This window comes from Parapedobacter indicus (genome assembly GCF_900113765.1).
GTDB classification, from domain to species: Bacteria; Bacteroidota; Bacteroidia; order Sphingobacteriales; family Sphingobacteriaceae; genus Parapedobacter; species Parapedobacter indicus.
In genome coordinates this window covers 633962-653521 of record NZ_FOQO01000001.1, presented here as the reverse complement: position 1 = coordinate 653521, position 19560 = coordinate 633962, and the positions used below count along the sequence as shown (strand labels likewise).

The following is a 19560-nucleotide window of genomic DNA, read 5'->3' as shown; positions in this document are numbered from 1 at the left end:
AATACAGCAGAAGCCGTCCTGTAAAAATCCAGGGCGGCTTCTTCCGTACACTGCGGATACGTTTTGCATCTGTACGAATATCAGCTCATCAATCGGATACAAAATTCCCCCATCCGATGACAAGCACCGAGGTAATCAGTAACAATATCCCTATCCATAGACATATAAATGTCTTTTTATCAACGAGTTTCCACTCTTTTAGATACAGCCCCCATAGATTACTAAAAATAATGATGGACGACATATGAATACTCCAGCTTGCAAATTCATAGTCACCCATTTTTGTTGCCCCCATACCATAGAAAAAGAACTGGCAGTACCACATGATACCGCTTAATAGGGCGAGAAAATAATTCCTGAACAACGTAGATCTCGGATTCATCACGTAATCGCCGTATGTCCTATTTTTCACGCTGGAAATAACATTGTAGATAAGATTGGAAGAAAAACCACCGGCGAGGGCAAGTATAAAAATAGGTATGTTGACAAACACATTCGCGGTGCCAAAACTTGCTGCGGCTTCCGCAATCGAAGAGCCGGCATGAATTGCCAGCGCCATGCATGCGCTGAATATCCCGCCCGCTATGGCCATTGCAAATCCCTTAAATGCAGAAAATTCCTTGACGGAAGCTTGCTTTTGATCCGTTGTCAGTTTTCGGTCTTTCAAAATTCCAGCGTAGCCGCATAGCGCGATTCCCACAATACAGATGAGGAAGCCAAGTAAGATAATGCTCCCCGAATAGGTGGTGAAAAGCAGATGGAACTTGCCGCCCATTATGGCCGGCACAAGCGTACCTACAATTGCCGAAACACCTAATGATACCGATTGCCCAAGTGAAAGACCTAAATACCGAAGACCCAAACCGGACAATAAGCCACCAAATCCCCAAAGGAAACCATATCCATACGTCCACAGCTTGCTATTCAGGGTTACGGCGCCTAATATAGCAAACGGATCATCGGTAGTAAGCATTCCCCCTATCGTGGGCATAACCATCCACGCGATGAACCCCAATACAATCCAATACGTACCCCACGCCCATTTTTGCACCTTGCTGTAAGGGACATAAAAGCTAGCCGACGAAAATCCCCCGATTGAATGATAAATGATACCGATTAGTTGTTCCATATTTCAGATGATGTGTTATGCTGCTGATACGAATAGCTTGTGGTGACAGACACACTCAGTTCCTGGTTGGGAACCAGTTCTTTCGGACATCCGCCCGCCGCCTCGATTTCCATGAACCCCGATGGGTCACCGTACACGCTGTACCGTACGCCCCTGGGATCGGGCTCGGTCGCCGGATCTGCATCTCGGATATCAATATACGATTGCCCTTTGGGCGGCATGCTCGCCTGACGTCTTACGGTTAGCTTGCGCGCAGGGTCGCAAAATTCAATCCAGGGGATCTCCGGACTCAGTCCAATTTGGAAACGACTGGAGCCGTCCGTAGGCACGATGCAGTTACCGTCGTGCCAACGGCATCTATCCGAAATGGTCTCCTCATAAAGGTCCCACATAGCGGTCTTGTCACTTCCCGGAAATAATACATGACAGCCGGGACCACAGTCGAATTGGCAAAGTGTCCACGGAGCAAGCAGGAATTCAGAAGGTAAGAGAATGCGCGTTCCTAAGTAAGTGATACGTTCAACTACGGTTACGCTCAGCTTACCGGGTTGATCATCCAGCGATATACAGCGCTTGAAAAGTACCGGAATGCCTATGCCTAGGTTATTGATGAGGTTGATTTCTGCGGCAATTGTAGCCGCACACTGGTCTACTTCGATCAGCCGATAGCGCGCAGATTGGATCCCAGGTTGCACACGCCACTCGCCTGAGGCATATTGATATCCGAAGCGTGTACCTTCGGGGGCGGGCCAAAGGCCATCCCCTCCCGGATTGAGATACGGCGTCTCTAGGTTATATTCCGCAATCGCCTCGGAATTCACCCGATTGATTACCTCGCCGTCTAACACCGTATACATCCTTCCTTCTAAATCCAGGGCAACCACGATACCTCGATCCGGGCTGCCTATCAAATGCGTTCGTCTGCCTGCTCGCTGAAATTCCGCAAGCATTTCCGTTATATTCATAGGTATTAATTTAAATGGAAAATTTCCTCCAATAGTTCTTCCTTGCCTTTGATACTATCGGCTTGTTCACATACCAGCACTTCGGTCATATGGAGCCACCAGTCTTTACAGATGGGATGATGTGCGAGCTGCGCAAACAACGACTCGTCACGAATCTCAAAATAGCCAAAGAGCTGATGTGTCCCCGGCCGGTGAAAGATGGAATAGTTTCGCACACCGTGGGCCGTAAGCACGTCCCGAAGTTGCGGCCAGATGGGGTTATGCCGTTGAATATAAATTTCCAGCAGACCTTCACGGGCTTCTATTACAAATGATTTACGAATAACCATGCGCTATTATTTAGGCCTTTAGCTAATATTCGCTGGCGAGATCTTTGGCGGTAATAAACCGCGCTCCCTGCCCCTTCAGAAGCTCACATAACGCATTGAATTGTTCCAGTGCATATTGCCCGCAGTTTTCTACGATAAACGGTTGCGGCGTAACCACACATTCACCAAAGTCAATCCCCCCTTGTGGCATCGGATGAAATTCCCAGGGATGGAAATAGAAACACAATACAGGACGGTGACCCCGGACCGACACATAGTCGATAAAGGCATTTGCCTTTTCCACCAATGCCAGCGCCGATTGGGTCCGGAAAAGTGGCCATTGGTCCCGATCCCGCTGATACGGATCGCTACTCGGTGCACTCAGGTCACAGAAATTGGGGATTTCTACCAGTTTCATATCCCCCTGTTGGGTCCAATCCGTCGACGAAGGGTGATAGGGAACGATCGGTTCGCCGTAGAAATACAACGGAAGAGAAGCGTCTGAGACATAACCTAACGACTCTAACACATTCACCACCTGCGTACTGCCCCAGAGTCGCGGACACCGGAAGCTCACCGGGTATTCACCGCAAATGGAGTGAATAATGCGCGTGGCTTCTTCCAGCCGTCCGGCAACTTCCGAAGGCAACACCGGCCAATTGTTGGGAAGGGGAAAAATTGGATCTCCCAGTGTCTCATGGAGTAATCCATGGCATCCAATTTCATGGCCGGCTTGCTGCACATGCCGTACCATTTCCGGATTGTGTTCGGCGGCATGTCCGGTCCAGTAAAAAGTAGCTGGAATATGGTGCTCAGCCAGGATGTCCAACAAGGGCTGTGTGCCGTGGCGTACGCCTTCGTAAAAGGTAGTATACGATCCGATATCCGTTTCCATATCGAAGCCAAAGACGATATCGAAGGGTGATACGGCTGTCGTAGCAGCCGTATCACCTGGTTTGCTTGTCATCATCTGTTTCACTTAATCCTCCATGAATAAAGCGTCCATCGCGGGGCTGAGCGGCACGGGGCCACCCGTGGTTATTTCATATCCGGTTTCGATACGTACCCCATTGAATTCCGGATGCCCAAAAAAACTCACATCTATACAAACCATCATGTCTTCTCGCAATTCATCGGCACTCTGCGGACCAAAAAAAGGCGACTCGGCTTCGTGCAGACCGATGGTATGCGCAAATGGGCAAACCAGGTATTTTGACAGTCCTTTCTTCTCAAAGTAGGCTCTCGCCGGCGCATCAATTTCGTGACCTTTGGCGCCAATCGCTAGTTGTGCCTTCGTAAGACGAAAGGCTTCTTTCAGGATCTTTACACATTCTTTCTGTGCAGCGCTATAACGGCCGTCGACGGGAATCACATCGCCTACCACCCCGGCATATCCATTCACTTTGGGAGAGATGCCCACCATCACCAATTCGCCTGCCGACAACGGTTTGGAGCTGGCGGTCGGAACAACGGCATTGGAGCGGATGCCACTCCCGACTATTGTCCCGAAACCGAATCCACTTGCTCCCCGACTGCGCACCGCATATTCACCGGCGGCAGCTACGCGAATCTCGCTGACTCCTACGTTGATCTCGCCTTTCATCGCCTGATACGCGTGATCGGCCAATCCAAACGCCTGCCGGATCTGCTCCCGCTCCCATACCGATTTCACAAAGCGCAGCGCCACATAACTGCTCGTGATGTCGACCAACGTCACTCCGGCAAATCCGTCTTCAATCTGTCGGTAACATCCCATGGGCATACGATCGGCTCCGACGAGACCAATACGCCTTACACTGCCCAGTTTTTTGTTTAATTCAGAAAATAATTGTCCAAAATCAATGATTTCAGCATTTGGGTATTCTTCATCCGGCACCATAAACACCGGAAAATTGCGTGTTTCAGTAATCTGACTGTCCAATTTAGCAAAGGGTTCGCTCTCAGGTCCACCAAGAATCAGCGGATCTCCCTGCCGTGGCACCAAGACGGCACCGCTCTCAAATTGCGGGCACCATCCGGTTAAGTACCAGCCATTGCCAATATTGAACTCATCGTAATAAATCAATGCGGCATCCAGGTCCTGCTGCTGCAGCAATGTTTTGACACGATCAATCCGTGTTTTGCTCTCTTCTTTGATCAAATAAGCCATAATTTAATGTGTTTTTTGTTTACTTTATAGTTGAATTGTGGGCATTTTCCAGCGGGGCACCTTCATTGATGACCGTAACTTGAACACGGGGATTAACGTCATGGGGCCCTTCGCATGAAAACTGGACCTCATTGTTTCCTGTCTGCAATTCCGGGATGTCTGCCGTTAGGTGGATTTCTTGAATAAGTTCCCCTTTAGAGCCATATAGTTTACAATCGTCCGCAGACCTGAATTCAAGGTACATTCCCGATTCCATCGTTACGGGAAAGACAATCTTCTTGCCGCCGACAGTTATCGACGGATTTTTAATCGTAGTGGAAACAAGTGGAAGTGCCTTAACAGGACCAATTATCGTTTTAACTTCCTTTCCTTCCGGCAAATTATTATACCATAATTGGAGTGACTCAATGGCGGAGAAATCGACGGTATGCCGATAGGAGTCATATACGTAAAAATGTGAGTCATCCGGCCACATATAGTCGCTGATTGCAGACGATTCGATCTCCACCAGCTCGAAGTATTTCCATCCGGTAAAATCGATTTTTATAAAGTGATCGCCGTGCGCTCCGTGCGAAATATGCAACGGACTTCTGACACTCAGGTTAAGGAGTTGACCTCCACCATCGCCTTTAACCCAGACACCTAGCCCCTGATGCCCGGATAGGTTTACGATTGAATCGTATTTGTTTTCAAAATTAACGTATGCCCCCTCCCTAGGCGACGCACCTTCGTTTTTTCCGATCAAAACTCCTGCAACCTCGCCACTGCCTGTCCGCTCGGTTGCCGTTGCCAGGCTAGCCGAAACTCCTGTTGAACGGATTGCTTTGTCAAATTGCTGCGTATCGGAAAAATCCGTCAGGACGATACCCGATGGATCGTCGTAGGATTTGACGGACATCAAGGGTTCGATCCGAAGCATTAGCGGTTGCTTTTCAAATTCATTAGCTACCACCCAGGAAGCCGTCGGGTGGCCGTTCCCAGCTACTTTGTGCTTGCGATACGTAATGGGCCTAAAATTCCATCCTCCATCCAACTCTTTGAACAAGGTAAATTCCTTGCCGGGCTGGCGAAGCCGACTAAGCACGCTGTCGCTGAAATAATGTTGATGTCGCAATGTCTCATATTGCTTGAGGATATTTGCTGCTTGTTTAAAAAGAGGGTTCTTGGCCAACGTGGCCGAGTCAACACCACCCAATTGAGAGAATCCCGCATTGTTTGCAATCATCTTGGTGGCGAGGTATTCAATATCATCGGGGAAAGTGGGTTCAACCTGCGGGGGATCCCATGTTTGGTTGCCCCACCAGCCTAAATGAAGTGGAAGTTTGGTTTGTCCGTTTTCGACACCGGCATATTTATCAATCAGGGGAGAATGACCACGCCAGATCCCGTGTTCCCATTCATTGGACGCGATTTGATCGGGCAGGAAAAGACTTGGCGCTTTTATGGACGCGAGATGAATATCAACGAAACGTTTATAGCCCCGGACAGGTCGGTCCCACGCTTGCCATCGCGACCGGTAATGCCACCAATGATGAACCATCGAGCTCATTTCCATGCCTACCCGACGCTTCAGGTGTCGCGCCATCTCGAAAATAAACTTTGAACCGTAATACCAAAAATCGTCCTTACCCCCCAGCACCGCACTGCCATCAATCGCGTCCAGGTAAATTCCATCGAAGGCGCATTGATTTACGATATCAGCATGCTTTTTTGCGATTTCATCGAACAGTTTGGTGTTTGGCCCCGGCACAAACCTTCCGAAGCGCTCGCTCAGGTGATAACCGATGCTCCCCACCTGATGTGAAGCGGGCACGGTACCATTTGCCCCACGTTTAAGACCTATGAATTTATAGGGGGCCGTTTTGGTAACACCAGTGAACTCAATCAACTCATCTCCAATGCGTAGTGTAACACTATTTTCGGTATGAAAGCCCGTGACGGTAGAAATATCGGCCGTCGACTCGTTTACCACTACTTCGTCTGCCGCTTTATCTAGCGGCGCCGCGAGGGTGAATGTACCCGCATACCCCAGGTCTTCATGGGGAACCGGAGTAACGTAACGTGATGTCTTATCGATAAAAAATGCATACGTATGAAAAATGTGTGATATTCCATTGGCATGCAGTTTCTCATTGATCCGTTTAAAAGATGCCCATCCATCGGGCCATTTTGTTTGGTTGAGTTCCAGGGTGCCGAATTCAAAAAAGTCTCCGCCTCCATGACTATCTATCTGATTAAACCCCAGTGATTTACACAATTCAATCCATTCATCAACTGTTTCTTCCGTTAGTGTTCCGAAGTTCATCAGGTACGAGCCATACCCCTCCTTGTTAAGTTGGGCCCAAGCGCCACCTTCCCGGGAAAGCGGTATGTCTTTGGCGTTGGCCATTACATCACGGATGACGGGCAGGTTTTTTTCCTGGGGTAGGCCAAGTAGTACAAATTCTGCCCCTTCGAATCCAAACCGCGCATAGCACTGCGCCCACAAATGTGTTTGCAGCGGTGGCAGCTGCCGTACATGCGTAAAGAGATTCATGGAAAGCACACATGCCGAAAATGCTTCGTAGGGTTGTCCATCCAGTGTCAGGGGAATATTGATGATGGTAAAAGATTCGGCACGGTCGGGAACGCTGACGACCCTAAAGACCATTCGATCCGGTTCTCCGCTAATCTTCACACGCGCTTTTCCGACTCCACTCCCAAAACCGATCTCCAATTGGCCGCGTTGATAGGATACCGATTCGGCAACCAATGATTGCCCATCGATAACCAGGGATGCGATTTTGGAAGTGGTTCGGTGGTCAAGAAAGTCCGTTCCGGTAGATTTGTCTACAAAAGAAAGATTCGTGCCATCTGCGCCGACGGAATAACGAAAGTAGTTGTTTTCGATGATAACGTCTTTATGCTCATTTGCGTACGCATGTATCAACGCAAAGACAAAAAGGAATAATAGGGTGAAATTTTTCATTACATCGGAGTTAATTGGGAAATACCATTCCTAGGCCACACCAAAAATTGGTGTGGCCGACTGGGTTACCCATTCCGGAACCGTTAGTAGCCAGAATTTTGAACCAGTTGGGGATTTATCTGAGTTTCTCTGAAGGGAATTGCATATATCAACCGTTCCTCGGTTACGTTGAAGGAAGCTTCGGGAAGAAAATCATACCGCTGCTTCATTTCAGCACCGTAGGCCGACATGACTTCGATCGCTTTACCGTTCCGGATGAGATCGGTCCACCGATGGTTTTCAAATGCCAATTCATGGCGTCGTTCGAGCAAAACGTTGTCTACCGTGGCCACCGACAAATCTGAGAGGCCGGCCCGCTTTCTTACCGCATTTAAAAACGGTAATGCCTCATCACCCTTTCCCTGTGCAACCAAGCATTCGGCCATTAGCAACAATGCGTCTGCATAGCGGAATACCGGCCAGTTTTGACCCGTATTAAAAGGTTTACTATATGGACCATGCAAATATTTCGCAACGAATGGAAAATAGACATTACCAGACTGGGGCGAATAGCCTCCGATATCTTTAATCGCGATATAGGTAACAGGGTCGGTAGATAACGAACCACCATTTAGCGTACCTTCCATAATTTTCACCGAGGCAGGTAATCGTTCGTCGCCCGATTCATACGAATCGATTAATCCCTGATTTGGAACATTCCAACCACCGGCTACCACATTATTAACCGATATGCCGGTGGCAACAGCCGTATTGGCTGTTTTAGGGAGCATTGAATAAATAAAATCACTTTGCTGCCCGTCGTCCCCTTCCATGTACTGTATTTCAAAAATGGATTCCTTGTTGTTCTTCGTTGCCGGGTTGAAATTGTCTAGGTAACGATCAAGCAAACCATAATTCATGTTGGTAACATCTCTCAGCTCAATCTCCGCCTTGGCATAATCCCGGAGTGGCATGGACATAAATGACTTTGCTAATAACATCTTCGCGGCTCCTCTGGTTGCCCTCCCCGATTGCGGGAACGCAGATACTACGGGTAATAGCGGTATAGCCTTCTCTAAATCGGCAACAATTTGCTGGTACACCTCCTCAACCGATGCCCGTGCTTGATACGCGGAGGCTTCATCTACCACCTCGTTGAGGTACAAAGGAACCCCTCCATAATGCGTCACTAAATCAAAGTAATAGAAAGCCCTTAAGAAAAGCGTTTCAGCGGAAATCCGCGTTTTGGCCTCATCTGTCAGCGACGAATTATCCAATCGATTTAAGATGGCATTTGCGCGGGAAATACCCTGATAATCGCTGTAATAACGATTATTTACGACGGTGGTTTGGGATTGGTCTGTCCATTGTATGATGTCTTCTACCCAGTTTGCCGGCCCTCTGTCTGGTGCATAGTAGCGGAAAAAACTATTATCAGATCGCATTTCATCCATGTAATGCCCGGCAGAAACTATTCCACGCAATTGCGTGTATACGCCTACCAACGCAAGATCAAAATGAGATTCGGTTTCAAAAAATGACCCGGAAGTCACGGTGGTTTGGGGAGAAAGCTTCAAAAATTCTTTACCACAAGAGCTCAATAAACAGATCGTGAAGAACGTGTAAAATATTGTCTTTTTCATCATTCGTCGGAATTAAAATTTAAAATCGGCGCCAATTGTAAATACGCGTGGTATGGGATAATGGGCAAAATCCCGCCCTTCGTTCAGGCCATTCAGCCCGCTCTCACTTGCTTCCGGATTCATCCCCGGGTAGTTGGTAATAATAAAGGCATTCTGGGCATTGACGTATAGCCTCGCGCTCTTAATGGTGCCGTTAGGTGGAATTTGGAAGGTATACCCCAATGAAATATTCCGGGCGGCTAAATAAGATCCGTCGTAAATATGATGACTGTTATTGAAGCGGTGCAACGGATTTGAATTCGTCCGGGGAAATACGCCATCTCCTGGATTATCCTCCGATCGCCATCTGTTGGCTACTTCGGGTCTCGCATTAAATACACCATCCAGGTTCTCCGTCCACAATAACTCGCCCATAAACAGGTCACCACCGATCCGACCCACCATATGGATATCCAGATCAAAGTTCCGATAGGATAACCGATTAGTCAGTCCAAAACTGAACGTTGGATTGGGGTTGCCGATATACGTTTTGTCATATGCGGCATCTATGATGCCATCGGGTACTCCGTCAGGTCCGCTTATATCTTTTAGACGGACAGAACCAATCGTGGAACCACCATAGTCCCTGATATGCGGACCTTGATTCAGCTCGTCCTGATTCATAAAGATTCCCTCGTAGACATAGCCGTAGAATTGACCGATTGGATGGCCCACAGCTGTTCGAATGAAATCTACATTTTCCTGATATCCTCCGATCGGCGTATTCTCCGTTCCCAATTGTTTAACCCGATTACGGTCAAGAGAGAAGGTTAGCACCGTGTTCCATTTGAAGTTCTTTATAAAATTCTTGGTTTCTACACTGAATTCATGACCCCAGAATTCGAATTCACCAATGTTAGATTGGATACTGCTGAAACCGGACGCCAACGGGACGTCAACGGCGTATAGTAATCCATTGGTCGTTTTCCAGTAATAGTCATAAGCAAAAAATATGCGATCGTTAAACAACCCGAGGTCAACCCCAACATCACCTTGAACCGTAGTCTCCCAAGTTAACAGTTGATTGCCCAAATTTGACTTGGCTTTACCCGCAACCAATGCGTCATTAAAGGCATAGTTTGAATTTCCTATCGCACTTAAATGGGTATAATTTCCGATGTTATAGTTCCCTACCTCGCCGTAACTTGCCCTGAATTTCAAAAAGCTCAACGTTTCGGAGTATTTTTGAAGAAAACCTTCCTTCGATGCAATCCATCCCAGGGATACGGCGGGAAACGTTCCGAATTTCTTTTCATCCCCGAATCGTGACGATCCATCTCTACGGAGGGATACCGAAGCAAGATATTTATCGTCGTATGCATAATTCAGTCGTCCGAACGTTGACAAAAGCGATAGTTCGGTGATCGATGCATCCCCTCTTCTGACGGGTGCAGCAGTAATCCATGGAATTTCGTCATCGGGAAACTCGGAGCCGACAATGTTACTCGACTCACTTTGAATTTTCTGGGCAGAATATCCCAACAAGGCTTGTACACTGTGTTTTTCATTAAACCGGCGATCATAGTTCAACGTATTTTCTATCTGCCAGTTTGAATAATCAGAAGTACTATAGGATCCTGTGGCCGGTGTTGGTGGCGCCGTAAACATCCCCCCTTGGGCGGTTGACGGGCTCCAATAGCGTCCCTTTGAATCCCCCACATCTACGTCGGCTTTCAGCTTGTAGGTAAGTCCTTCCAGTAGCTGATATTCACCGAACGCATTGACTAATACATTTTTACGAACCAACGGATTCTCGCGCTCAATGAGTACCCGATACCAGTTTGGATTGGGAAACATGCCCGGAGATGAAAAACCGATGGGAAGTGAGCCGTCTGGATTTTTATACTCCAGCGTTGGATCCATAATATAAGCCGCGGAAATAATATTCCACGTTCCATCGGTTGGTAAATTCTGGGAATTACGGTACGTAGAGGCAACGTTCAATCCTAAAGTGAGTTTCGGGGATATGGTAAATACGTTATTAGCCCTCGCAGTAAACCGTTCTGCAAAGGTATTTAACATCACACCGTCTTGTTTATTGTAACCTGCGGTAATCGCCGTTTTCACTTTTTCAGTTCCCGTTGAGACAGAGAGCTGATAGTTCTGTGTTGCAGCGTTCGGGTTTAATAAAACGTCGAACCAGTCTGTGCCATCATTTGGACCATATTGTTCCGGATTCTGATAGCGCTCGGGAACCTCCAAACCCTGATCGCTGTACCATTCGTTTTTGTATTGTGCAAATTGCCGGGCATTCATTACATTCGGTCTCCCCCGCTGCGGAACGCGTTGGAATCCACGCCAAACACTCACGCCGACATCTGTCAAGCCCGCTTTCGCCTGTTTTGTTGTGACCAGTATCACACCGTTGGCGGCACGTGAGCCATACAGAGCGGTAGCAGACGCATCTTTTAATACGGATATGGACTCGATGTCAACGGGACTTAACGCTTCGAGGCCGGTACTGGATGCGAAGCCATCGATAACGACCAACGGCGCATTTCCCGCTGCGATTGACGCTTGTCCGCGGATTCGAAAAGAAATACCTTCTCCGGGTGTACCGCTAGACTGGTTAATGCGAACGCCGGGCAATCGTCCCTGCAACTGCTGCCCGATTTGAGTGGCGGGCGCCTTTTCAAGGTCTTTCGCGCTTACCGAGCTGATTGCTCCAGTTACAAGTTCTCGCTTCTGTGTACCATAACTGATCACGACAACTTCGTCCAGCGTGTTTTCAGCCTGTATCATAACTGCATTTAAAATGCCCGAAGGCGTAACGGCCAACTCTAGTTGCTCAAAACCTACGATTGAAAAAACCAACCTGGCATCGGCTGGAGATACAGTAATCTGGTACGTTCCCGTGGCGTTTGTTGTGGTGGTTGTCTCGGTATTCTTGAGGTGAACCGTAACTCCTTCAAGGGGATTACCCTGTTCATCCGTAACCCTACCTGTGACAACGCGTTGACTAATAAACGAAACGGCCCCCGCCCGGTTCTCAGTTCGCCGTTTCATTGCTTTTTGGCTTTCGGCAACAAATATGGTACGTCCTTCGATTTTGTACGTAAACGGCTGATTGTAAAAAATCAACTGCAAAAAGTCCTTGATAGGCATTTGTTCTGCCGAAACCGTAACCGGTTTTGCCTTGTCCAACGAAATCTCAAAACCCGCTACTTCGTAGCCTGTTTGTTGGCTGATCGATTTAAAAACCGATACTAAGGGTATATTGTTTCCCTTCAGTGTAATTTCCTGTGAATAACTGGCTGCGCTGAGTTGTAAAAACCCACAAAATAAAAGGAGTGCAACTAATCTCATCACTCGGAATACATAAATGATATTCATTAAGGTCTATTGTTTTACGCCGTAAACTAAACGCAATTGAAATGCATTCTTTTGCTATTATGCATAAGATTTGTAAGTTTACAGCGTTTGGATAGTAAACTATGTTAGTTAATCGCAATTGGATATAGCAGATATCCGAACTTCAAGGGGAGTGTACCACCACTCTCCTTTTCAGTTTGTTAGATTTCGTTTAGTGGTCTCTTTTCATAATCATCAAGTTTTTAAAGTTATAAATTGGTTTATTGTTTTGAGATAATTAGTTTTCTTCCTTCCATCCGGTACGAGAGTTGTGCATTCTCAAGGAGCGCCAACACTACCGACAGATTACTGCTTCGGTTAGCCCTGCCAAAGAACTTTCCACTGGGCATGGTACCTTCAAAGGTAATCTCAAGGTCATACCAGCGGGATAACTCATCCATAACTTCTTCGATGGTTTTACCGTTCAGGGAAATCTTTCCTTCTTTCCAAGCAATCGCATCACTGACGTCTACGGTTTGTTTGCCAAGCACATAATTTGCGGATAGCGTTGCCTGTTCATTTGGCGCCAACAGCATGCCCTCACCCCTAACCGGATCGATCCGGACACCCCCCGTTACCAACGTAGTCTTTATAGTATGGGCCTGGGGATAAGCTGAAACGTTGAATTCCGTACCCAGCACCCTAATTTCCTGACCTTTTGTTTTCACCACAAATGGTTTCGGGTTTCCCGCTGAATCCCGGCTCTTTGCAACGGAAAAGTAAGCTTCACCCTCCAATTCCACGGTACGAACGGATGAAGAAAACGAAGGTGTATGTTTCAGGCTGCTCGCGGCATTAAGCCAAACCTGCGTTCCATCTGAAAGTATCACGTGGTATTGTCCCCCTTTCGGTGTACTCAGGGTAACATAGTCGGAGGCCGATAACTTATCTGCCACAGGGTCCGTAGCGTTACCGATAAGTAGTCGGTCGCCATTTGTGTAACTGATCGCCGTTCCGTCAAACACAACACCTGACTGCAATGGACTTAACTCAGCGGTTGTGCCATCCGCAAACCGAAGCACTGCTTTGTTTGATCCGGCTTTTATATCCTGCGCTTCCACAAATTTAGATTCAGAGGGAGGAGTTGTTCGATACTGGTAAAACCAAGTGGCCATAACCATTGCCAGGAGGCAAGCCGCAGCATAAGGTAGCCACCGTTTGAAGGTAAGGAGCCTCCTGCTCTTTCGGAGTTCCTTTGTCAACCTCGCATTCTGCCATACGTCGTTGGCATCCGGAGACAGAAATCGGCCTGCTTCCAGTACGATAAAACGTTCCTCGCTGATCCGACGTACCCAACCCTCGCGATGCGCATCTTGGGCCATCCAATGATTAAGTTCTGCACGCTCTTCGTCGGTTATCGTTTGGGCGATCTGCTTCTCAATTAACTGGGCAATATGTTCGGCCTTATCCATCATTACGACACCATAACACCCTATTCGCCAAAATCTGACTTCCATTTGGCAAAATGGATATATCTAACTGAAAATCAATCAAAAAAAATTACAACTACTGTAATGCCTGGCATTAGTTAATGAGTAACCAGCTTATCAGGAGATAGAGGTAAAGGTCCAGGTGTCTAAAATAATTGCGCAACGATTGCAAAGCACGCTTGCGGTTCGTATAGACAGCTGCGGGATTCATCCCGAGTGAGTCTCGGATCTCTTCCGTACTGAATCCTTCAAAATAACTTAACTTGAATACCTCCCGCTGCGCTTTGGGGAGTTTTTCAACTTCCGCCGCTATTTTTGAGATCAGTTCGGTCAATACCAATTCATCAAAAAAAGTAGTGTTATTCGCAGATTCGGCCTCTTCTGCCACAAATTTTCGTTTATCGCTCTGCAGCCGCCGGTTGCGCAGCACATTCAAAGCAGCATGTTGGGTGATGGTAAAAAGAAATGACTTTATTTGCTGTATGTCTGAAAACCGGGTCCTGCGCTGCCATAGTTTAACCATACTTTCCGTGACGATATCTTCAGCTTCCTGCTCGTCGTCGACTATCTTAAGTGCGAAATAACGTAAAGGGCGATAAAATTCTTTGTATAGTGCATTAAATGAGTCCTCATGACCCTCCCTAAATTCGTTAATCATGCTTAATTTATAATGGCGCTTCGTTTACATTGGCATTTAATCTTTGTTGCACAAGTTTTTGCAAAGTACGTCAAATCTATATAAATACTGAGTTTCCTGCAACGGATGCGATTCAAATTGTTTGCCCATAAATTCCTATTTATTTAGAATTTCCTGGATGAGCTTCGCGTATGCCTGAGCGTACTTCAGCATGCCCCCGTCCGTGGGATGGACACCGTCTACCGAATCATATTGGTTCAAACCGATGTCTTCATACTTCAAATAGTAAAGGTTCTCCACTCCCTCCGACTTTAGCGCTTTATAGGCTTTTAATGACTCGTCATTGACCGATCGAATTCTCTTGGCCACTCCGGTATTCATCCTATTTTCCAGGTAACCTGAGTGTTCGACAAGAATAATTGGCGTTTGTGGATGGCGTGCGCTAATCGTACGCACCGCTTCACGAGTCTTTGAAACAATCGCTTCTATTTCACCGCTAAGATTTGGCAAGCAGTCAAGGACAAAAATGCGGGCATCGTTCGCTGCGATAAGATCTATAACCCCTTTCTCCAGCCGGCCATTGCCCGAAAAACCAAGATTGACCACCGGTATATGAATGGCTCTTTCCAACACATTGGTCCATGCCATGCCAGCCCTTGAAGCGCACCCCCCTTGGGCAATGGATGTTCCGTAAACGATAACCGGTTTCTCATCCGCAACCGGAACGAATGTAAAGGAACTCGCTGAAGGTACGCCTATTTCCAACCACTCTACGGTATTGTATAGTGGCAAATAAAGGTGAAATTCTCTTCTGTTACGATAGCGATCTCTATCCAAATCCAATCCTGAATAAGTATAGGTTATCGTGTCCTTGAAGCTATACGAGCCATTGGCCCATGTCCAGGTCCCATCGTCATTCGTGGCAAAAAGATCAATACCGGAAACTCCTGTAGCAGGAAAGTGATCCATCGCGTAATTCTTCTTTAAAGCAACGTATCTGACCGTAATTTCAGTCGCATTTGTCGTGAACACAAGCTTTAAACCTGCTGCATTTCTGGAAAGATTCCAGACCTCCTTCCTTACCTCATTTTCTGCCTTAGCAGGTAGCCTGTCGTAATAACAAGCGATTTCTGATCCATGCCACAACTGGTTATGTACCGTTCGAAAATCTCCTTTTGACGGATCATGCCATTTCATCTGTCCATTTTCCTGTGCGTTTAAAAAGAGAACGCTAAAAAACGACGCTAAAAAAAAGATGTAGCCTTGTCTATTCATATATGCTTTGTTGTTCGTTTAAAAAAACATGCTTTTAAATAAGCATTGATATTGCTGGAAAAACCATCTCCGCCAATTAACCGCCCCATGTAGGTAGCGTCAATGCCGTACGCTCCTTCAAAAAAACAAATCATTTCTTCAAAAAACAAATTGTCGGCGATAACCACCGGTACCGCAAGCCGGTGATAACTGCAGACAACCTAACGCTACAAACACCTAGATCCTAATTATCCGTTGATCGGAAATGGCTTCAAAAAGGCCGATAATATTGCATATAAAACGAAATATGTCTATGTTTGAAACCATTAAAACCATTTGTTAGCCATGGATAAAAGCAGAAGAACCTTTATAGGAACCTCATTGATGGGAGCCGCGATGGCGGTCAGCCTCCCCGAAATTGTCAAAGCCGCCGTAAAATCATCCCACTTGGCACCGAAAATCCGGATTCAGGAAAACGACATCGTTTTATTTCAGGGAGATTCAATTACGGACGCAGGACGGGATAAAGAAAACAAAGCACCTAATAACAACCGGGCATTGGGAACCGGCTACGCGTTTCTGGCGGCTGCGAATCTATTGAATACATATGCATCCAAGCAGCTGACGGTATACAACCGAGGGATCAGCGGCAACAAAGTATATCAATTGGCCGACCGCTGGGATGCAGACTGCATCGACCTCAAACCGAATGTACTCAGTATCCTCATCGGTGTAAACGACTTTTGGCACAAATTCAACGGAAAGTATGACGGCACCATACAGGTATACCGCGACGATTACCGCAAATTGATTGACCGCACGTTGACCGCGCTTCCCAGCGTCAAACTCGTTATCGGCGAGCCGTTCGCCGTCAACAACGTAAAAGCGGTAACAGATGCCTGGTATCCGGCTTTCGACGAATACCGTAGTGCAGCACGCGAAATCGCCACGGAATATGGTGCTGCGTTTATCCCCTATCAGCGGGTGTTTGATGAAGCAAGAAAAGTGGCGGCTCCCTCCTATTGGACTGGCGACGGTGTACATCCTTCGTTGGCCGGAGCCCAGTTAATGGCTGAAGCCTGGCTGGCAGGAGTGAGGTGATAGCTAATTGCCGATTGCTGATAGCGATCACAAGCAACTCAACATGATCAATTCCCTACTCGATAACGACTTTTACAAATTCACCATGCAAAATGCAGTGGTGAAGCTGTTTCCGAAGGCAAAGGCAAAGTACCGCTTCATCAACCGGGGCGGGCATAAATTTCCTGAGGGGTTTGCTGAAGAGTTACGAGAGGCAATCAATGAATTGGCAAAATTACAACTGACGCGTCCCGAAAAAACTTTCTTTGCGGTTACCTGTCCCTATATGGATCCCACTTATTTTGACTTCCTGCAGGGTTACCGGTATGATCCGGAAGAAGTCCACATCCAGCAGCACGGCGAAGAGCTCTCGGTATCCATTGAAGGATACTGGTACCGCACCATCCTGTGGGAAGTACCGGTCATGTCGCTCATCTGCGAGCTTTATTACCGGATGACGGGCCAACAGCGTCAACCGGATGAACAGGTAATGGAGACCGTGCGCGGAAAAATCAAGCGGTACGGGGAATTGGGCGTTACCATCGCCGAATTTGGCACCCGGAGGCGCCATTCTTATCCCGTACACCGGTTGGTCGTACAAGCCCTCACGCAATATGGCGAAGGCTCATTTATCGGCACCAGCAACGTCCACATGGCCATGTTGTACCAAACGAAACCCATCGGAACCCATGCGCACGAATGGTTTATGTTCCATGCAGCCAAATATGGGTTCAAGATGGCCAATTTGCTGGGACTTGAGCATTGGTCGGATGTGTACCGGGGCGACCTCGGAATAGCGCTTTCAGATACATATACCACGGATGTCTTCTTCACACAATTCGACAAAAAACTCACCAAGCTGTTCGATGGCGTCCGCCACGACAGTGGAGATCCGTTGTTATTCGCCGACAAAACCATCCAACATTATGAAAATAAAGGCATTGATCCACTGTCCAAAACGATCATTTTCTCCGATGGACTGAATTATGATAAGGTTGCTCGCATAGTCGATTATTGCCAGGCTCGCATCGGCATTTCGTTCGGCATCGGCACTAATTTCACCAACGACGTGGGGCTGACACCGATGAACATTGTTCTCAAAATGACGGAAGCGTATCCCGAGGAAGCGGAATGGACACCGGTGATCAAACTTTCGGATGAACCCGGTAAGCATACGGGCGATCCAGAAGCCATTGCACTTGCCCAACAAATCTTGCATATCCCCCATGGCGCCTGATGTTTTGGGCGATGCCCTCCATGCTTATTTCATTGGCAACACCCGCGACAAACTGATGTTGCACACCAGCTATGGCGACTTAGAAGAAATGCCCATCGATGTATTTTTCAGAGAACCCGGAGATTTCCCGGAATTGGAGCATATTGCCCTAGCCCTTTGTGACGGGCGTACATTGGATGTGGGGGCCGGTGCGGGTAGCCATGCGTTGTATTTGCAGGAGCGTGGGTTCGATGTTACTGCACTGGAACTTTCGCCGGGGGCCTGCTCCGTCATGCGCCAGCGGGGTATCCGAAATGTGCTGCTGCACGATTTTTTCGATTATCGCGGAGAACAATATGACACGCTGCTATTCTTAATGAACGGTGTCGGCCTGGCAGGAACCGTCGCGGGTTTGAGCACACTGCTGCAACACTGCCGCGCATTGCTGCGTAAAGGGGGACAGTTGTTATTCGATTCGTCCGACATCAATTACCTCTATGCCGATGGATCGGTTGAAAGGCCACATGCATACCAGGGGGAAATCCGCTACCAATACGAATACAAAGGCGTGACCGGGGAGCCCTTCAACTGGCTGTTTATTGATCAGGAAATGTTAGTGCGTATTGCCCGGACGGAGGGTTGGGTGGTACAGGTGGTGTTTGAGGACGAGAACGACCAGTATCTGGCGCGGATGGAACCGATGGGCCAATAGCCCCACAATATACACTATCCGATATCTCTCCGGTCATCGTATGCCGGAATGCCGCATATACGTGAAGGGGTTGCTCCAGCAAATCAAGCCCACGAAGATCCCAGGTATCCTCGCCGCTACGCCGCTCGGCGCCCAAATCCCGAAAAAAACGGAATGAATCACCATCATATGCCAGTGTGAGAAGCCGATCATACCCGCCACGGTTCAAATAATCCCAACGGAGAAACAATCGGTCGCCTTCTGCCGTTACCGAACAGTTTAAGGGCCGCTCAAGGCTCCCTTTCGAAATCAGTACTTTCGCCGGATTGACAAATGGATTGCCTTCCGGATCGATCTCCAAGGCATGCTTCCTTACCTGAGACTGCGCCAATTGGAACGCTCCTATCCTGCTGCCCTCGGGCGCTTCTGTCCGGAAACCGAATTTTACAAAAGGCTTTATCGGCATTAAAAATTCCGATGTTACTTTCATCTTCGCCTGATTCAACAACTCCAGTTCGGTAAATGGTCTTGTACGCCTCCCAACCGAACGCATTACGTTCTGCCCATTTAGCGTATATCCGACTATCGAACCTACTTTGCCTCGGAACGGGCCGTTAATCCCACGCTCTGCTATCGCCATAATGATCGTATTTACTGTATAACTAATCCAAGAGTAATCCAATACAAATATATAATTAAAAATATAAATATAAAGTTTTTA

Annotated in this window: 15 protein-coding genes; 3 read left to right on the top strand and 12 right to left on the bottom strand. The window is 47.6% G+C overall.

The features are described 5' to 3' along the window. Positions 1-88 precede the first annotated feature (88 nt). The 11 genes from BMZ56_RS02575 to BMZ56_RS02525 form a co-directional block, all read right to left on the bottom strand. The gene (locus tag BMZ56_RS02575) at positions 89-1129 is read right to left on the bottom strand and encodes an L-rhamnose/proton symporter RhaT (RefSeq protein WP_090623813.1); all 1041 of its coding nucleotides are present in this window, start codon (positions 1127-1129) and stop codon (positions 89-91) included. Next, positions 1117-2094 carry a DUF6786 family protein gene (locus tag BMZ56_RS02570; protein WP_090623807.1) on the bottom strand — a complete coding sequence of 326 codons (978 nt, stop codon included), beginning with the start codon at positions 2092-2094 and terminating at the stop codon, positions 1117-1119. The genes BMZ56_RS02575 and BMZ56_RS02570 overlap by 13 nt, the downstream gene beginning before the upstream one ends. Positions 2095-2099: 5 nt before the next feature. Continuing rightward, positions 2100-2423 carry an L-rhamnose mutarotase gene (locus tag BMZ56_RS02565; protein WP_090623804.1) on the bottom strand — a complete coding sequence of 108 codons (324 nt, stop codon included), beginning with the start codon at positions 2421-2423 and terminating at the stop codon, positions 2100-2102. Positions 2424-2445: 22 nt separating this feature from the next. Continuing rightward, complete coding sequence (locus BMZ56_RS02560) at positions 2446-3372, bottom strand: polysaccharide deacetylase family protein (RefSeq protein WP_090623800.1); 927 nt, start codon at positions 3370-3372, stop codon at positions 2446-2448. 9 nt (positions 3373-3381) lie between these two features. Continuing rightward, positions 3382-4551, bottom strand: a complete 1170-nt coding sequence (locus BMZ56_RS02555) for a M24 family metallopeptidase (protein WP_090623797.1) — start codon at positions 4549-4551, stop codon at positions 3382-3384. Positions 4552-4570: 19 nt separating this feature from the next. After that, on the bottom strand, positions 4571-7519 hold the full coding sequence (locus BMZ56_RS02550) for a CIA30 family protein (RefSeq protein ID WP_090623795.1): 2949 nt from the start codon (positions 7517-7519) through the stop codon (positions 4571-4573). A gap of 83 nt (positions 7520-7602) precedes the next feature. Further along, positions 7603-9144 (bottom strand): RagB/SusD family nutrient uptake outer membrane protein, encoded by a 1542-nt coding sequence (locus BMZ56_RS02545; protein ID WP_218146434.1) that lies wholly within the window; start codon positions 9142-9144, stop codon positions 7603-7605. Between the two features lie 9 nt (positions 9145-9153). After that, positions 9154-12513: a SusC/RagA family TonB-linked outer membrane protein gene (locus BMZ56_RS02540; protein WP_090623792.1), complete on the bottom strand. Its 3360-nt coding sequence runs from the start codon at positions 12511-12513 to the stop codon at positions 9154-9156. A 239-nt stretch (positions 12514-12752) separates the two neighbouring features. Then, entirely contained in the window at positions 12753-13988 is a 1236-nt protein-coding gene (locus tag BMZ56_RS02535) for a FecR family protein (protein ID WP_090623788.1), read from the bottom strand. A 67-nt stretch (positions 13989-14055) separates the two neighbouring features. Further along, positions 14056-14619, bottom strand: coding sequence for an RNA polymerase sigma factor (locus BMZ56_RS02530; RefSeq protein WP_090623785.1), 564 nt, complete (start codon positions 14617-14619; stop codon positions 14056-14058). A 135-nt stretch (positions 14620-14754) separates the two neighbouring features. Beyond that, a complete protein-coding gene (locus BMZ56_RS02525; RefSeq protein ID WP_090623782.1) occupies positions 14755-15873 on the bottom strand; it encodes an SGNH/GDSL hydrolase family protein in 1119 nt (372 codons plus the stop codon). Between the two features lie 324 nt (positions 15874-16197). Here BMZ56_RS02525 and BMZ56_RS02520 point away from each other — a divergent pair, with 324 nt between their 5' ends. The 3 genes from BMZ56_RS02520 to BMZ56_RS02510 are packed head-to-tail and all read left to right on the top strand — an operon-like array spanning position 16198 to position 18860. After that, complete coding sequence (locus BMZ56_RS02520) at positions 16198-16953, top strand: SGNH/GDSL hydrolase family protein (protein WP_090623779.1); 756 nt, start codon at positions 16198-16200, stop codon at positions 16951-16953. Between the two features lie 43 nt (positions 16954-16996). Then, positions 16997-18169 (top strand): nicotinate phosphoribosyltransferase, encoded by a 1173-nt coding sequence (gene pncB, locus BMZ56_RS02515; RefSeq protein ID WP_090623776.1) that lies wholly within the window; start codon positions 16997-16999, stop codon positions 18167-18169. Then, positions 18159-18860: a class I SAM-dependent methyltransferase gene (locus BMZ56_RS02510; protein ID WP_090623774.1), complete on the top strand. Its 702-nt coding sequence runs from the start codon at positions 18159-18161 to the stop codon at positions 18858-18860. The genes pncB and BMZ56_RS02510 overlap by 11 nt, the downstream gene beginning before the upstream one ends. On the opposite strand, the gene BMZ56_RS25375 is transcribed toward BMZ56_RS02510, so the two are convergent. Next, positions 18745-19479, bottom strand: coding sequence for a DUF6266 family protein (locus BMZ56_RS25375; RefSeq protein ID WP_143072821.1), 735 nt, complete (start codon positions 19477-19479; stop codon positions 18745-18747). The genes BMZ56_RS02510 and BMZ56_RS25375 overlap by 116 nt on opposite strands. Positions 19480-19560 lie beyond the last annotated feature (81 nt).

Coding starts and splice junctions, on each gene's coding strand:
- BMZ56_RS02575 (WP_090623813.1), bottom strand. CDS start 1,129: ATGGAACAACTAATCGGTATCATTTATCATTCAATCGGGGGATTTTCG.
- BMZ56_RS02570 (WP_090623807.1), bottom strand. CDS start 2,094: ATGAATATAACGGAAATGCTTGCGGAATTTCAGCGAGCAGGCAGACGA.
- BMZ56_RS02565 (WP_090623804.1), bottom strand. CDS start 2,423: ATGGTTATTCGTAAATCATTTGTAATAGAAGCCCGTGAAGGTCTGCTG.
- BMZ56_RS02560 (WP_090623800.1), bottom strand. CDS start 3,372: ATGATGACAAGCAAACCAGGTGATACGGCTGCTACGACAGCCGTATCA.
- BMZ56_RS02555 (WP_090623797.1), bottom strand. CDS start 4,551: ATGGCTTATTTGATCAAAGAAGAGAGCAAAACACGGATTGATCGTGTC.
- BMZ56_RS02550 (WP_090623795.1), bottom strand. CDS start 7,519: ATGAAAAATTTCACCCTATTATTCCTTTTTGTCTTTGCGTTGATACAT.
- BMZ56_RS02545 (WP_218146434.1), bottom strand. CDS start 9,144: ATGATGAAAAAGACAATATTTTACACGTTCTTCACGATCTGTTTATTG.
- BMZ56_RS02540 (WP_090623792.1), bottom strand. CDS start 12,513: ATGAATATCATTTATGTATTCCGAGTGATGAGATTAGTTGCACTCCTT.
- BMZ56_RS02535 (WP_090623788.1), bottom strand. CDS start 13,988: ATGGAAGTCAGATTTTGGCGAATAGGGTGTTATGGTGTCGTAATGATG.
- BMZ56_RS02530 (WP_090623785.1), bottom strand. CDS start 14,619: ATGATTAACGAATTTAGGGAGGGTCATGAGGACTCATTTAATGCACTA.
- BMZ56_RS02525 (WP_090623782.1), bottom strand. CDS start 15,873: ATGAATAGACAAGGCTACATCTTTTTTTTAGCGTCGTTTTTTAGCGTT.
- BMZ56_RS02520 (WP_090623779.1), top strand. CDS start 16,198: ATGGATAAAAGCAGAAGAACCTTTATAGGAACCTCATTGATGGGAGCC.
- pncB (WP_090623776.1), top strand. CDS start 16,997: ATGATCAATTCCCTACTCGATAACGACTTTTACAAATTCACCATGCAA.
- BMZ56_RS02510 (WP_090623774.1), top strand. CDS start 18,159: ATGGCGCCTGATGTTTTGGGCGATGCCCTCCATGCTTATTTCATTGGC.
- BMZ56_RS25375 (WP_143072821.1), bottom strand. CDS start 19,479: ATGGCGATAGCAGAGCGTGGGATTAACGGCCCGTTCCGAGGCAAAGTA.